This window comes from Pseudomonas sp. TE4620 (assembly GCF_056279045.1).
In genome coordinates this window covers 549,741-563,234 of the sequence record NZ_JBWBQO010000001.1, presented here as the reverse complement: position 1 = coordinate 563,234, position 13,494 = coordinate 549,741, and the positions used below count along the sequence as shown (strand labels likewise).

Here is a 13,494-nt window from a genome sequence, read left to right as displayed (position 1 = left end):
TCTTACAGGAAAGCCTCTCGATGCCCCAGGTGGATCCCGAGCTGTTCGATCGCGGCCAGTTCCAGGCGGAACTGGCCCTCAAGGCAAGCCCCATCGCTGCCTTCAAGAAAGCCATCCGCCAGGCCGGCGAGGTGCTCGACAACCGTTTTCGCAGCGGTCGCGAGATCCGCCGGCTGATCGAAGACCGCGCCTGGTTCGTCGACAATATCCTGCAACAGGCGTGGAACCAGTTTACCTGGAGCGAAGATGCCGATATTGCCCTGATCGCCACCGGCGGTTATGGGCGCGGCGAGCTGCACCCCTATTCCGACATCGACCTGTTGATTCTGCTCGACAGCGCCGATCATGAAGTCTTTCGCGACTCGATCGAACGCTTTCTGACCCTGCTGTGGGACATCGGCCTGGAAGTGGGCCAGAGCGTGCGCTCGGTCGATGAATGCGCAGAACAGGCCCGTGCCGACCTGACGGTTGTCACCAACCTCATGGAAAGCCGCACCATTGCTGGCCCGGAGCACCTGCGCCAGCGCATGCTCGAAGTGACCAGCACCGCGCACATGTGGCCAAGCAAGGAATTCTTCCTGGCCAAGCGGGCCGAGCAAAAGGCCCGGCACCACAAGTACAACGACACCGAGTACAACCTCGAGCCCAACGTCAAGGGCTCGCCGGGCGGGCTGCGCGACATCCAGACGGTGCTGTGGATCGCCCGCCGCCAGTACGGCACCCTAAACCTGCACGCCCTGGCCGGCGAAGGTTTCCTGCTGGAAAGCGAGAACAACCTGCTGGCCTCGTCCCAGGAGTTTCTCTGGAAAGTGCGTTACGCCCTGCACATGCTGGCCGGGCGCGCTGAAGACCGCCTGCTGTTCGACCACCAGCGCAGCATCGCCGCGCTGCTGGGGTTTGGCGACGAGAACCCCAAGCGTGCCATCGAGCAGTTCATGCAGCAGTATTACCGGGTGGTGATGAGCATCGCCGAGCTCAGCGACCTGATCATCCAGCATTTCGAAGAGGTCATCCTCGACGACGACAGTGGCAACGCCCAGCCACTCAATGCCCGCTTCCAGCTGCATGACGGCTATATCGAGGCCGTGCGCACCAACGTGTTCAAACGCACGCCGTTCGCCATGCTGGAAATCTTCGTGCTGATGGCCCAGCACCCGGAAATCAAGGGCGTGCGCGCCGACACCATCCGCCTGCTGCGCGAACACCGACACCTGATCGACGACGAGTTTCGTAACGATATCCGCAATACCAGCCTGTTCATCGAGCTGTTCAAGTGCGAGATCGGCATCCACCGCAACCTGCGGCGGATGAACCGCTACGGCATTCTCGGGCGTTACTTGCCGGAGTTCGGTCTGATCGTCGGGCAGATGCAGCACGACCTGTTCCACATCTACACGGTCGATGCGCACACCCTGAACCTGATCAAGCACCTGCGCAAACTGCAGTACACCCCGGTTTCGGAGAAATTCCCGCTGGCCAGCAAGCTCATGGGCCGCCTGCCCAAGCCGGAGCTGATTTACCTCGCCGGGCTCTATCACGACATCGGCAAGGGCCGCCAGGGCGATCATTCCGAGCTCGGCGCGGTAGACGCCCAGGCCTTCTGCGCGCGTCATCAGCTGCCAAGCTGGGACAGCCGCCTGATCGTCTGGCTGGTACAGCATCACCTGGTGATGTCCACCACCGCCCAGCGCAAGGACCTCTCCGACCCGCAGGTGATCTACGATTTCGCCCTGTTGGTGGGCGATGAAACCCGCCTGGACTACCTCTACGTGCTGACCGTGGCCGACATCAACGCCACCAACCCCAGCCTGTGGAACTCCTGGCGCGCCAGCCTGCTGCGCCAGCTCTACACCGAGACCAAGCGCGCCCTGCGCCGCGGCCTGGAGAACCCGCTGGACCGCGAAGAGCAGATCCGCCAGACCCAGAGCGCGGCGCTGGACATCCTCATTCGCGAAGGCACCGACCCGGACGACGTCGAGCAGCTGTGGTCGCAACTGGGCGATGACTACTTCCTGCGCCATACCGCCGCTGACGTCGCCTGGCACAGCGATGCCATCCTCCAGCAGCCGGCAGACGGCGGGCCACTGGTGCTGATCAAGGAAACCACCCAGCGCGAGTTCGAGGGCGGTACCCAGATCTTCATCTATGCCCCCGACCAGCACGACTTTTTCGCCGTGACCGTGGCGGCCATGGACCAACTCAACCTGAACATCCATGACGCCCGCATCATTACCTCGAGCAGCCAGTTCACCCTCGACACCTACATCGTGCTCGACAACGATGGCGGCTCGATCGGCGACAATCCCGTACGGGTCAAACAGATTCGCGACGGTCTGACCGACGCCCTGCGTAACCCCGACGACTACCCGACCATCATCCAGCGCCGGGTACCGCGCCAGCTCAAGCACTTCACCTTTGCCCCGCAGGTGACCATCCACAACGATGCCCAGCGCCCGGTGACCATCCTCGAACTCAGCGCCCCCGACCGCCCCGGCCTGCTGGCGCGGATCGGCAAGATCTTCCTGGAGTTCGACCTGTCGCTGCAAAATGCCAAGATTGCCACCCTCGGCGAACGGGTCGAAGACGTGTTCTTCATTACCGACGCCGACAACCAGCCCCTGTCCGACCCGCAACTGTGCAGCCGCCTGCAGGATGCGATCGTCGAGCAACTGCGCGTCGACCAGGCGACCGGGGTGCCTTTGACCCGCCTGACCATTTGACCGTTTGACGAGACCTTGCGCCGATGAACAACGCTTTGAACCAGCTTCAGCCCTACCCGTTCGAGAAACTCCGTGCGCTGCTCGGCAGCGTGACGCCTGCGGCGGACAAACGCGCCATTGCCCTGTCGATCGGTGAACCGAAGCATGAGTCGCCGGCGTTCGTCGCCCAGGCCCTGGCCGACAGCCTCAAGCAAATGGCCGTGTACCCGACCACTGCTGGCCTGCCCGCCCTGCGCCAGGCCATCGTGCGCTGGTGCGAACAGCGCTTTGGCGTACCGGCCGGCTGGCTGGATGCCGACAAACACGTATTGCCGGTCAATGGCACCCGGGAAGCGCTGTTCGCCTTCACCCAGGCGGTGGTCAATCGCGCCGATGACGGCCTGGTGATCAGCCCCAACCCGTTCTACCAGATCTACGAAGGCGCAGCCTTGCTGGCCGGCGCCACCCCGCACTACCTGCCATGCCTGGACAGCAACGGCTTCAACCCGGACTTCGATGCGGTGTCGGCCGAGACCTGGCAGCGCTGCCAGATCCTCTTCCTCTGCTCCCCGGGCAACCCCACCGGCGCCCTGGTGCCGATGGACACCCTGAAAAAACTGATCGCCCTGGCCGACCAGTACGATTTCGTGATTGCCGCCGACGAGTGCTACAGCGAGCTGTACTTCGACGAACAAAGCCCGCCGCCAGGCCTGCTCAGCGCCTGCGTCGAGCTTGGCCGCAGCGACTTCAAGCGTTGCGTGGTGTTCCACAGCCTGTCCAAGCGCTCCAACCTGCCGGGCCTGCGTTCGGGCTTCGTCGCAGGTGATGCCGAGATCATCAAGCCGTTCCTGCTCTACCGCACCTACCACGGCTGCGCCATGCCGGTGCAAACCCAACTGGCGAGCATCGCCGCCTGGAACGACGAACAACACGTACTGGCCAACCGCGACCTGTACCGCGAGAAGTTCGACGCAGTGCTCGAAATCCTCGCCCCGGTGCTGGATGTGCAGCGCCCGGACGGCGGCTTCTACCTGTGGGCCAAGGTGCCAGGCGACGACGCAGCGTTCACCCGTGACCTGTTCGAAGCCCAGCACGTGACCGTAGTGCCGGGTTCGTACCTGTCGCGCGAAGTGGATGGCGTCAACCCAGGTGCCGGGCGCGTGCGCATGGCGCTGGTAGCGCCATTGGCCGAGTGCGTCGAGGCGGCCGGGCGGATTCGAGACTTCCTCACCCGCTGATGGATCGGCGGCATCGGAACAGCCGGTGCCGCCTGCCCTGAAAAAGCCAAACTAAAGCTTTATCTACCACTAGATCCGGCGCCTGACTGGAGACACTTCACGCTCACGAACGAGAAGGACTCCCTCATGAGCGATTTGATCTTTTGCCGTTACCGCCACAACGTCGACCCGCAGCTTTCCTACGAAGCAGCCATCGCGGAAAACCCTGCCAATGCTCCCAGCCATTCAGGGTCGCGCAAAAAACGCGCGATTTATGGTTCCACCCGTCTCTGGCAGCCAGGGCGCACCCTGAAATTTTCGTTTCTGGGCTCACCCAGCACCGAAGTGAAGTTGAAAATTCTCAATACAGGGAGCCAATGGGTGTCGCAGTCAGGCGCCAACCTCGGCATAGCCCTGTACCACGACAACTACCTGCAGGCCGATATCAGGATCAAGCTCGATCCCAAGGCCCTGCACAATGAGTCTGCCCTGGGAACTGATGCACTGCTGATCAAAACAAACGAAACAATGACCCTGAACGTCCTGCCGGACAGCGAATATTTCGAGCCGACCGTCCTGCATGAGTTCGGCCATGTCTTTGGCGCCACCCACGAACATCAAAACCCGTTAGCTGACATTCCCTGGAATGAAGACGAGCTCATGAAGGTCATGACCCAGCAGCGGGGATGGAGCGAGGCCGATGTACGCAGCCAGTTTCTGGAGAAGCCAACTGAAGCAAATACCTTGTTCACAACCTACGACCGCGAGTCGATCATGCATTATCCAATTTTGCAGTGGATGACCCTGGGTGACTGGGAAGTGGGGGCAAACAAGACGTTGAGCGAATATGATCTGGCATTCATGCGCCGAGCCTACCCCCTAGCCAACACACCTACCTGACCTGCCCCAGATTCGCCTCACTCATATCCAGCTCCCCCAGCACCTGACGCACCACATCATCACCTATCTGGTGCTGGCGGTGCAGGTTGTACAGCTCCAGGCGCTGGGCCCGCAGCGCCCGCAATCGCAAGCGCCGCTCCAGCTGATCCATCTGTTCGGCCAGGGCCTGGGCTTCGGCGCTGTCGTTGAAGGTATCAAGCTGATGCCGGTATTCAGCCATCAAGCGCGCTTTGAGCTCGGCCGCCAGCGCCGCCTGCGAAGCGTCCAGCGGGCTGCCGGCCTCACTCAGGTCCTCTGCCTCAAGGGCATGAATCGCCGCTTCGGCCGTGCGGCGCCAGGCCTCCTGGGCTTCCTGACGCAGGGCGTCATCCGGGCTTTTGGTCACCCCGCGCAACAACAGAGGCAGGGCAATACAGGCCGACACCAGCGACAGCAGAATCACCCCGGCGGCGATGAAAATCAGCAAGTCGCGCTCCGGGAAGTCCTTGCCGGCGCTGATCAGCAGCGGCACCGACATGACACCGGCCAGGGTCACCGCCCCGCGCACACCGCCGACCGTCAATAGCCAGCAGGAACGCGCGTTGGGCATCAGCACCAGGTCCTCTTTACCACGCCAGCGGCGGATCACCCCGATCAGGCGCCAGATGCTCTGCACCCAGATAAAGCGCAAGGCCAGCAGTACCGCGAAGATCGCCACCACATCCAGGCAGCGCCACAGCAAGGTCGGCCACAGCGAGGCTTCGTGGCTGGTCACCGCCTTGATGATGTCGGGCAACTGCAGGCCCAACAACAGGAAGATCAAACCATTGAAGGCAAACTCCAGCAGCGACCAGACGCTGCGGTTGAGCAGGCGCGTGCTGGTCTGCCGGGGCAGCAGGTCAAGCCAGCTTTGCATCATCCCAGCCGCTACCGCCGAGAGAATGCCGGAGGCGCCCAGGCGCTCGGCCAGCACGTAGGCGGCAAACGGCAGCAGCAACATAAACACCACGTGGGTGGCCGGGTCATCCCAGCCACGGGCGATCATCCAGGCACGCAGGCGCCCGACCAGCCAGCTCAGGGCGACACCGATGGCCAGGCCGCCGACAGCCACCAGCACGAAGGTCAGGCTGGCCTCGGCCAGCGAGAACACGCCGGTGATTGCCGCGGCCAGGGCGAATTTGAAGGTCACCAGGCCCGAGGCGTCGTTCATCAGCGCCTCGCCCTGGAGCATGTGCATCAACGGCGTCGGCAGCCGGTCCTGGGAAATGGCCGACACCGCCACGGCGTCGGTGGGCGACAGAACCGCAGCCAGGGCGAAGGCCACCGGCAAGGGAATGCTCGGCAAAATCCAGTGAATGAAATAACCGGCACCCACCACGGTAAACAGCACCAGGCCAACGGCCAGGGTCAGGATCGGCCCGCGCAACTTCCACAGATCGCGCTTGGGCATCCGCCAGCCATCGGAAAACAGCAGCGGCGGCAAAAACAAGAACAGAAACAATTCTGGGTCCAGGGCCACGTGCAGGCCCAGGGTAGGCCACGCCAGCAAGGCGCCAGCGCCGATCTGCACCAGTGGCAACGGCAGCGGGATAACCCGCCCGACCAGTTTGGAAACACTCACCAGCATCAGCAGGATGAGAACGGTGTAGGCTGATTGCATTCGGCGAGTCCTGTTCAATTCAAACGCATTCAATAACTTATGCGGGCCTGGGCACGGTTTTGCCATTGAAACGACATATTAGCCGCTTAGGCTGCCGGCGCACCGCTGCACAAAAGTCGCAGAACTGCCCAGAACCTGTAACACAATGCTACAAAGAGCCATGGCAACGCCAACCCAACGCCGCCGACCATGGCATAATCCTTCACCATTTTTTCCCAGGGGGGCAAGACATGACCAAACGCGACACGCCATTGCACCTTTATGGAATCAAGGCCTGTGACACCATGAAGAAAGCCCGCACCTGGCTCGAAGAGCAGGGCCTGGGCTACGATTTCCACGACTACAAGGCCCAGGGCATCGACCGTGCAAGCCTTGAGCGCTGGTGCGATGAACATGGCTGGCAAACGGTACTCAACCGCGCCGGCACCACCTTCCGCAAGCTCGACGACGCCCAGAAGGCCGATCTCGACCAGGCCAAGGCCATCGAACTGATGCTGGCCCAGCCGTCGATGATCAAGCGCCCTGTGCTCGACCTCGGCAAGCGGACCCTGGTCGGCTTCAAGCCTGATTTGTACGCGGCCGCCCTTCAGTAACCCGGCGCCGAGCTTTCATTCAATTTCGCAAGAGGTAACTGCATGTCCACTACCCTGTTCAGCCTGGCCTTCGGTGTCGGCACCCAGAACCGTCAAGGCGCCTGGCTGGAAGTCTTCTACGCCCAACCGCTGATCAACCCGGCTGCCGAGCTGGTCGCGGCCATCGCCCCGGTCCTGGGCTATGAAGGCGGCAACCAGGCGATCGCCTTCAGCACCAGCCAGGCCGCGCAGCTGGCCGAAGCCCTCAAGGGTGTCGATGCTGCCCAGGCCGCACTGCTGACCCGCCTGGCCGAAAGCAACAAGCCGCTGGTGGTCACCCTGCTGGCCGAAGACGCCGCACTGACTTCCACCCCGGAAGCCTACCTGAAACTGCACCTGCTCTCGCACCGCCTGGTCAAGCCACATGGCCTGAACCTGGCCGGGATCTTCCCGCTGCTGCCAAACGTTGCCTGGACCAGCCAGGGCGCCGTCGACCTGGCCGAGCTTGCCGAGCAGCAACTGGAAGCGCGCCTGAAGGGCGAGCTGCTGGAAGTATTCTCGGTAGACAAGTTCCCGAAAATGACCGACTACGTCGTCCCTGCCGGCGTGCGTATCGCCGATAGCGCCCGTGTGCGCCTGGGTGCCTACATCGGCGAAGGCACCACCATCATGCACGAAGGCTTCGTCAACTTTAACGCCGGCACCGAAGGCCCGGGCATGATCGAAGGCCGTGTTTCCGCGGGCGTCTTCGTCGGCAAGGGTTCGGACCTGGGCGGCGGCTGCTCGACCATGGGCACCCTGTCCGGTGGCGGCAACATCGTCATCAAGGTTGGCGAAGGCTGCCTGATCGGCGCCAACGCCGGTATCGGCATCCCGCTGGGCGACCGCAACACCGTCGAAGCCGGCCTGTACATCACCGCTGGCACCAAGGTGAACCTGCTGGACGAGAACAACCAGCTGGTCAAGGTGGTCAAAGCCCGCGACCTGGCAGGGCAGACCGACCTGCTGTTCCGCCGCAACTCGCTCAACGGCGCGGTGGAGTGCAAGACCCACAAGTCGGCCATCGAGCTGAACGAAGCGCTGCACGCCCACAACTAAGTGGTACCATCGGGTCTGGCCTAACGCCAGGCCCGATTTTCAGGTCCGATCATCATGTTCCAGCCCTCCCCCTGGCGCGCTGACTTCCCAGCCATCGACGCCCTGCAACGCCAGCACCAGACCTACCTGGACAGCGCCGCTACCACGCAAAAACCGCAACTCCTGCTCGATGCCCTGAGCCACTATTACGGCCATGGTGCTGCCAATGTGCACCGTGCCCAACACCTGCCCGGCGCCCTGGCTACCCAGGCCTTCGAACGCAGCCGCGACAAGGTCGCCGGCTGGCTGAACGCCGCCGACAGCCAGCAGATTGTCTTCACCCACGGCGCCACCTCGGCCCTGAACCTGCTCGCCTACGGGCTTGAGCCGCTGTTCGAGGCCGGTGACGAAATTGCCATCAGCGCCCTCGAACACCATGCCAACCTGCTGCCCTGGCAACAGCTGGCCCAGCGTCGTGGGCTCAAGCTGGTGGTGTTGCCACTGGACAACCGCGGCCTGATCGATCTGAACATTGCCCTGCAACTGATTGGCCCGCGTACCCGGGTGCTGGCGGTCAGCCAGCTGTCCAATGTCCTCGGCGCCTGGCAGCCGCTGGAGCCCCTGCTGGCCCATGCCCAGGCCCAAGGTGCGCTAACCGTGGTCGACGGTGCCCAGGGCGTGGTCCACGGCCGTCACGACGTTCGCCAGCTGGGCTGCGATTTCTACGTGTTCTCCAGCCACAAGCTCTATGGCCCGGACGGTGTCGGTGTGCTCTACGGCCGCAGTGAAGCCCTGGTGCGCCTGCGACACTGGCAGTTCGGCGGCGAGATGGTCCAGGTCGCCGACTACCACAGCGCCAGCTTTCGCCCGGCGCCCCTGGGTTTTGAAGCCGGTACGCCGCCGATTGCCAGCGTCATCGGCCTCGGGGCCAGCCTCGATTACCTGGCCGGTCTGGATGCCAATGCTGTTGCAGAGCATGAAGCCGGCCTGCACCGCCACCTGCTGCGTGGTCTCAACGACCGCGAAGGCATCCGCCTGCTCGGTCAGCCGCAAGTGGCCCTGGCCAGTTTCGTGGTCGAGGGCGTGCACAACGCTGACCTGGCCCACATGCTCACCGAACAGGGCATCGCCGTACGCGCCGGCCATCACTGCGCCATGCCGTTGCTGAAAAGCCTCGGCCTGGACGGTGCCATCCGCGTATCGCTGGGCTTGTACAACGACTCCGACGACCTGCAACGCTTCTTCGACGCCCTGGATCAGGCCCTGGAGCTGCTGCGATGAGCCTGCCTGTCGCTGCGCAGCAAGCCCTCGACTCGTTCTCACAAGCAGCCGGCTGGGAACAACGCGCGCGCCTGCTGATGCAATGGGGCGAGCACCTGGTGCCCTTGAGCGAAGAAGAAAAGTCCGAAGCCAACCGAGTCCATGGCTGCGAAAGCCAGGTCTGGCTGGTGGCGGCACAGCAAGATGGTCAGTGGCGCTTCAAAGGCGCCAGCGATGCACGGATCATCCGCGGTTTGCTGGCGCTGCTGCTGGTGCGGGTCGAGGGCCTGTCCAGCGCTGAGCTTGCGCAACTGGACCTGCCCGCCTGGTTCAACCAGCTAGGCCTGGGCCGCCAGCTCTCACCCTCGCGCAGCAACGGCCTGAACGCCGTGCTGCAACGCATGGCTCAGCTTGCCGCAGGTGTCTGAGCCTGGCGCTCGGACGGGCGCCGAGCGCCGGCCACAAGCTTTTCCACCGCTTTGCTGGCGGCGACCATGCCGAAGGTCGCGGTGACCATCATCACCGCGCCGAAGCCGCCTGAGCAGTCCAGCTTAACCCCTTCGCCAACAAAACTCTTCTGCAGACAGACGCTGCCGTCACCCTTGGGGTAGCGCAGCTGTTCGGTGGAAAACACACAGGGCACGCTGTAGTTGCGGGTTACCGTGCGGGAAAAGCCATAGTCGCGGCGCAAGGTCGAACGCACCCGCGAGGCCAGCGGATCGTTGAAGGTCTTGTTCAGGTCGGCGACACGGATCTGGGTTGGATCGATCTGCCCGCCGGCGCCTCCGGTGCTGATGATGGTGACTTTGTGGCGCTTGCACCAGCCGATCAGCGCGGCCTTGGCCATGACGCTGTCGATGCAGTCAATCACACAGTCGATGTGTTCGCCGATGTACTCGGGCAGGGTTTCCTTGGTGACGAAATCCACCACCGCATGCACCTTGCACGCCGGGTTGATGGCCCGCAGGCGCTCGGCCATGACCTCGGCCTTGGCCCGGCCGATATTGCCTTCCTGGGCATGCAGCTGGCGGTTGGTGTTACTGACGCAGACATCATCGAGGTCGAACAGCGATATTTCGCCCACGCCGCTGCGGGCCATGGCTTCGGCCGCCCAGGAGCCGACCCCGCCGATACCGACGATAGCCACATGGGCCTCGCGCAGGCGCTGCAGGCCGTTGTCACCGTATAACCGGGCGACACCGGCAAAGCGTGGATCTTCTGTACTCATGGCCCAACCCCGAAAAAACCGGCGCGTATTATAGGCCTCTTGGGGTGCGATGACACCCTGCCGTGGCCGCCACCCGAGTCATGCATTGGTCAAGGCAGTTGTAATCCTGCTTTAATGTCCTATGCAATCCAAAGACTTGGACGACAAAAGTACGGGCTAAGAACTTCAGCTCCTGAAGCCAATCCAATCTTCTGCCACCGACCTGTTCTTACACAATCTGAGCAGGAAGCACGCAGGATTCGCGCCTCATGGCGCCCGCCCGTTCCACCTTTCGGAACCCGAACTATCTATGTCATCGCGTAAATTTGGTATTAACCTGGTAATAGTCATGGCTATCGCCGCGCTATTCACCGGGTTCTGGGCGCTGATCAACCGCCCGGTTTCCGCCCCCAACTGGCCGGAGCAGATTTCCGGTTTCTCCTATTCGCCGTTCCGCCAGGGCGAAAGCCCGCAAAAGGGCCAGTACCCCAGCGAGGACGAACTGCGCCAGGACCTCGAACAGCTCAGCAAGCTGACCGACAGCATCCGCATCTATACGGTGGAAGGTACCCAGGCCGAGATTCCGCGCCTGGCCGAAGAGTTCGGCCTGCGCGTGACCCTGGGGGTGTGGATCAGCCCGGACCTTGAGCGCAACGAACGGGAAATCGACAAAGCCATCGAACTGGCCAACAGCTCGCGCAGCGTGGTGCGGGTGATGGTCGGCAACGAAGCGCTGTTTCGCAAGGAAATCACCCCCGAAGCACTGATTCAGTACATGGACCGCGTGCGCGCGGCAGTAAAAGTCCCGGTGACCACCAGTGAACAGTGGCACATCTGGAAAGAACACCCGGAGCTGGCCAAGCATGCCGACCTGGTAGCTGCGCACATCCTGCCGTACTGGGAGTTCATCCCGATGAAGGATGCCGGCCAGTTCGTACTGGATCGTGCCCGCGATCTGAAGCAGCAATTCCCACGCAAACCGCTGCTGTTGTCTGAAGTCGGTTGGCCGAGCAACGGCCGCATGCGCGGCGGTGCCGATGCCACCCCGGCTGACCAGGCCATCTACCTGCGCACTCTGGTCAACAAACTCAACCGCCAGGGCTACAACTACTTTGTCATCGAAGCCTACGACCAGCCGTGGAAGGCCAGCGACGAAGGCTCGGTGGGTGCCTACTGGGGCGTGTTCAACGCTGCCCGCCAGCAGAAATTCAACTTCGAAGGCCCGGTGGTGGCCATTCCGCAATGGCGTGTGCTGGCGGTCGGCTCGGTGGTGCTGGCGATGCTCTCGCTGACCCTGCTGCTGATCGACGGCTCGGCCCTGCGCCAGCGCGGCCGGACCTTCCTGACCTTCATTGCCTTCCTCTGCGGTTCGGTGCTGGTGTGGATCGGCTACGATTACAGCCAGCAATACAGCACCTGGTTCAGCCTCACCGTGGGCTTTTTGCTCGCCCTCGGCGCCCTTGGCGTGTTTATCGTGCTGCTCACCGAGGCCCATGAACTGGCCGAAGCGGTGTGGATTCACAAGCGCCGCCGGGAGTTCCTGCCGGTGCAGGCCGACGCCGCGTACCGACCGAAAGTCTCGGTGCATGTACCGTGCTACAACGAGCCGCCAGAGATGGTCAAACAGACCCTCAACGCCCTGGCCGCGCTGGACTACCCGGACTACGAAGTCCTGATCATCGACAACAACACCAAGGACCCGGCGGTCTGGGAGCCGATCAAGGCGCACTGCGAGATGCTCGGCGAGCGCTTCAAGTTCTTCCACGTCGCGCCCCTGGCGGGCTTCAAGGGCGGCGCGCTGAACTACCTGATTCCGCATACCGCCAAGGACGCCGAAGTGATCGCGGTGATCGACTCGGACTACTGTGTCGACCGCAACTGGCTCAAGCACATGGTGCCGCACTTCGCCGATCCGAAGATCGCCGTGGTGCAATCGCCCCAGGACTACCGCGACCAGAACGAAAGCACCTTCAAGAAGCTCTGCTACAGCGAATACAAAGGCTTCTTCCATATCGGCATGGTCACCCGCAACGACCGTGACGCGATCATCCAGCACGGCACCATGACCATGACCCGCCGTTCGGTACTCGAAGAGCTGGGCTGGGCCGACTGGTGCATTTGCGAAGACGCCGAACTGGGCCTGCGGGTGTTCGAGAAAGGCTACTCGGCGGCGTATTCCCACGAGAGCTATGGCAAAGGCCTGATGCCCGACACCTTCATCGACTTCAAGAAGCAGCGCTTTCGCTGGGCCTATGGCGCCATCCAGATCATCAAGCGCCATGCCGCAAGCCTGTTGCGCGGCAAGGACTCGGAACTGACCCGTGGCCAGCGCTACCACTTCCTCGCCGGCTGGCTGCCGTGGATCGCCGATGGCATGAACATCTTCTTCACCGTCGGCGCCCTGCTGTGGTCGGCGGCGATGATCATCGTGCCGCAGCGGGTCGACCCGCCGCTGCTGATCTTCGCGATTCCGCCACTGGCGTTGTTCGTGTTCAAGGTCGGCAAGATCGTGTTCCTCTACCGCCGCGCGGTGGGCGTGAACCTCAAGGACGCCTTCGCCGCGGCCCTGGCCGGCCTGGCGCTGTCGCACACCATCGCCAAGGCGGTGCTGTACGGCTTCTTCACCAGCAGCATCCCGTTCTTCCGCACGCCTAAGAACGCCGACAGCCATGGCTTGCTGGTGGCGCTGTCAGAGGCCCGTGAAGAGCTGTTCATCATGTTGCTGCTGTGGGGCGCAGCGGCCGGGATCTACCTGGTCCAGGGCCTGCCGAGCAACGACATGCGCTTCTGGGTGACCATGCTGCTGGTGCAGTCGCTGCCCTACCTGGCGGCGCTGATCATGGCCATGCTGTCGTCACTGCCAAAGCCTGTGGATGCCGCGCAGCCGGCCCAGGCTTCCTGAGCCTTGAGATAACCTGTAGGA

At 62.9% G+C, this 13,494-nt stretch carries 10 protein-coding genes; 8 read left to right on the top strand and 2 right to left on the bottom strand.

Features of this window, described 5'->3' with window-relative positions:
* The first annotated feature begins 20 nt into the window (after positions 1 to 20).
* The 3 genes from ACZ9A3_RS02630 to ACZ9A3_RS02620 all read left to right on the top strand — a co-directional run bounded on the left by ACZ9A3_RS02630 (position 21) and on the right by ACZ9A3_RS02620 (position 4,816).
* Positions 21 to 2,720, top strand: a complete 2,700-nt coding sequence (locus ACZ9A3_RS02630) for a [protein-PII] uridylyltransferase (protein WP_045193631.1) — start codon at positions 21 to 23, stop codon at positions 2,718 to 2,720.
* Positions 2,721 to 2,743: 23 nt separating this feature from the next.
* Positions 2,744 to 3,937, top strand: a complete 1,194-nt coding sequence (dapC, locus tag ACZ9A3_RS02625) for a succinyldiaminopimelate transaminase (protein WP_045193632.1) — start codon at positions 2,744 to 2,746, stop codon at positions 3,935 to 3,937.
* Positions 3,938 to 4,063: 126 nt separating this feature from the next.
* A complete protein-coding gene (locus tag ACZ9A3_RS02620) occupies positions 4,064 to 4,816 on the top strand; it encodes a M12 family metallopeptidase (RefSeq protein ID WP_476252108.1) in 753 nt (250 codons plus the stop codon).
* Here the strand turns inward: ACZ9A3_RS02620 and ACZ9A3_RS02615 are convergent.
* Positions 4,809 to 6,455, bottom strand: a complete 1,647-nt coding sequence (locus tag ACZ9A3_RS02615; RefSeq protein ID WP_093386683.1) for a Na+/H+ antiporter — start codon at positions 6,453 to 6,455, stop codon at positions 4,809 to 4,811. The genes ACZ9A3_RS02620 and ACZ9A3_RS02615 overlap by 8 nt on opposite strands.
* A gap of 230 nt (positions 6,456 to 6,685) precedes the next feature.
* Between ACZ9A3_RS02615 and ACZ9A3_RS02610 the strand changes: the two genes are divergently transcribed.
* Genes ACZ9A3_RS02610 through ACZ9A3_RS02595 form a run of 4 tightly spaced genes read left to right on the top strand, consistent with a single transcriptional unit; the run spans position 6,686 to position 9,792 of the window.
* Entirely contained in the window at positions 6,686 to 7,048 is a 363-nt protein-coding gene (locus tag ACZ9A3_RS02610; RefSeq protein ID WP_093386686.1) for an ArsC family reductase, read from the top strand.
* 42 nt (positions 7,049 to 7,090) lie between these two features.
* Positions 7,091 to 8,125 (top strand): 2,3,4,5-tetrahydropyridine-2,6-dicarboxylate N-succinyltransferase, encoded by a 1,035-nt coding sequence (gene dapD, locus ACZ9A3_RS02605; protein ID WP_045193637.1) that lies wholly within the window; start codon positions 7,091 to 7,093, stop codon positions 8,123 to 8,125.
* A 54-nt stretch (positions 8,126 to 8,179) separates the two neighbouring features.
* Positions 8,180 to 9,385 (top strand): aminotransferase class V-fold PLP-dependent enzyme, encoded by a 1,206-nt coding sequence (locus ACZ9A3_RS02600; protein WP_476252107.1) that lies wholly within the window; start codon positions 8,180 to 8,182, stop codon positions 9,383 to 9,385.
* The gene (locus ACZ9A3_RS02595) at positions 9,382 to 9,792 is read left to right on the top strand and encodes a SufE family protein (protein WP_093386692.1); all 411 of its coding nucleotides are present in this window, start codon (positions 9,382 to 9,384) and stop codon (positions 9,790 to 9,792) included. Before ACZ9A3_RS02600 ends, ACZ9A3_RS02595 begins: the two co-directional genes overlap by 4 nt.
* On the opposite strand, the gene tcdA is transcribed toward ACZ9A3_RS02595, so the two are convergent.
* On the bottom strand, positions 9,771 to 10,592 hold the full coding sequence (gene tcdA / locus ACZ9A3_RS02590; RefSeq protein WP_045193641.1) for a tRNA cyclic N6-threonylcarbamoyladenosine(37) synthase TcdA: 822 nt from the start codon (positions 10,590 to 10,592) through the stop codon (positions 9,771 to 9,773). The two genes, ACZ9A3_RS02595 and tcdA, sit on opposite strands and share 22 nt — an antisense overlap.
* A gap of 289 nt (positions 10,593 to 10,881) precedes the next feature.
* Between tcdA and ACZ9A3_RS02585 the strand changes: the two genes are divergently transcribed.
* Entirely contained in the window at positions 10,882 to 13,473 is a 2,592-nt protein-coding gene (locus ACZ9A3_RS02585) for a glycosyltransferase (protein ID WP_093386695.1), read from the top strand.
* Positions 13,474 to 13,494 lie beyond the last annotated feature (21 nt).

What these genes read in the sequence shown, in the direction of transcription:
- ACZ9A3_RS02630 (WP_045193631.1), top strand. Translation starts at nt 21, where the DNA reads ATGCCCCAGGTGGATCCCGAGCTGTTCGATCGCGGCCAGTTCCAGGCG.
- dapC (WP_045193632.1), top strand. Translation starts at nt 2,744, where the DNA reads ATGAACAACGCTTTGAACCAGCTTCAGCCCTACCCGTTCGAGAAACTC.
- ACZ9A3_RS02620 (WP_476252108.1), top strand. Translation starts at nt 4,064, where the DNA reads ATGAGCGATTTGATCTTTTGCCGTTACCGCCACAACGTCGACCCGCAG.
- ACZ9A3_RS02615 (WP_093386683.1), bottom strand. Translation starts at nt 6,455, where the DNA reads ATGCAATCAGCCTACACCGTTCTCATCCTGCTGATGCTGGTGAGTGTT.
- ACZ9A3_RS02610 (WP_093386686.1), top strand. Translation starts at nt 6,686, where the DNA reads ATGACCAAACGCGACACGCCATTGCACCTTTATGGAATCAAGGCCTGT.
- dapD (WP_045193637.1), top strand. Translation starts at nt 7,091, where the DNA reads ATGTCCACTACCCTGTTCAGCCTGGCCTTCGGTGTCGGCACCCAGAAC.
- ACZ9A3_RS02600 (WP_476252107.1), top strand. Translation starts at nt 8,180, where the DNA reads ATGTTCCAGCCCTCCCCCTGGCGCGCTGACTTCCCAGCCATCGACGCC.
- ACZ9A3_RS02595 (WP_093386692.1), top strand. Translation starts at nt 9,382, where the DNA reads ATGAGCCTGCCTGTCGCTGCGCAGCAAGCCCTCGACTCGTTCTCACAA.
- tcdA (WP_045193641.1), bottom strand. Translation starts at nt 10,592, where the DNA reads ATGAGTACAGAAGATCCACGCTTTGCCGGTGTCGCCCGGTTATACGGT.
- ACZ9A3_RS02585 (WP_093386695.1), top strand. Translation starts at nt 10,882, where the DNA reads ATGTCATCGCGTAAATTTGGTATTAACCTGGTAATAGTCATGGCTATC.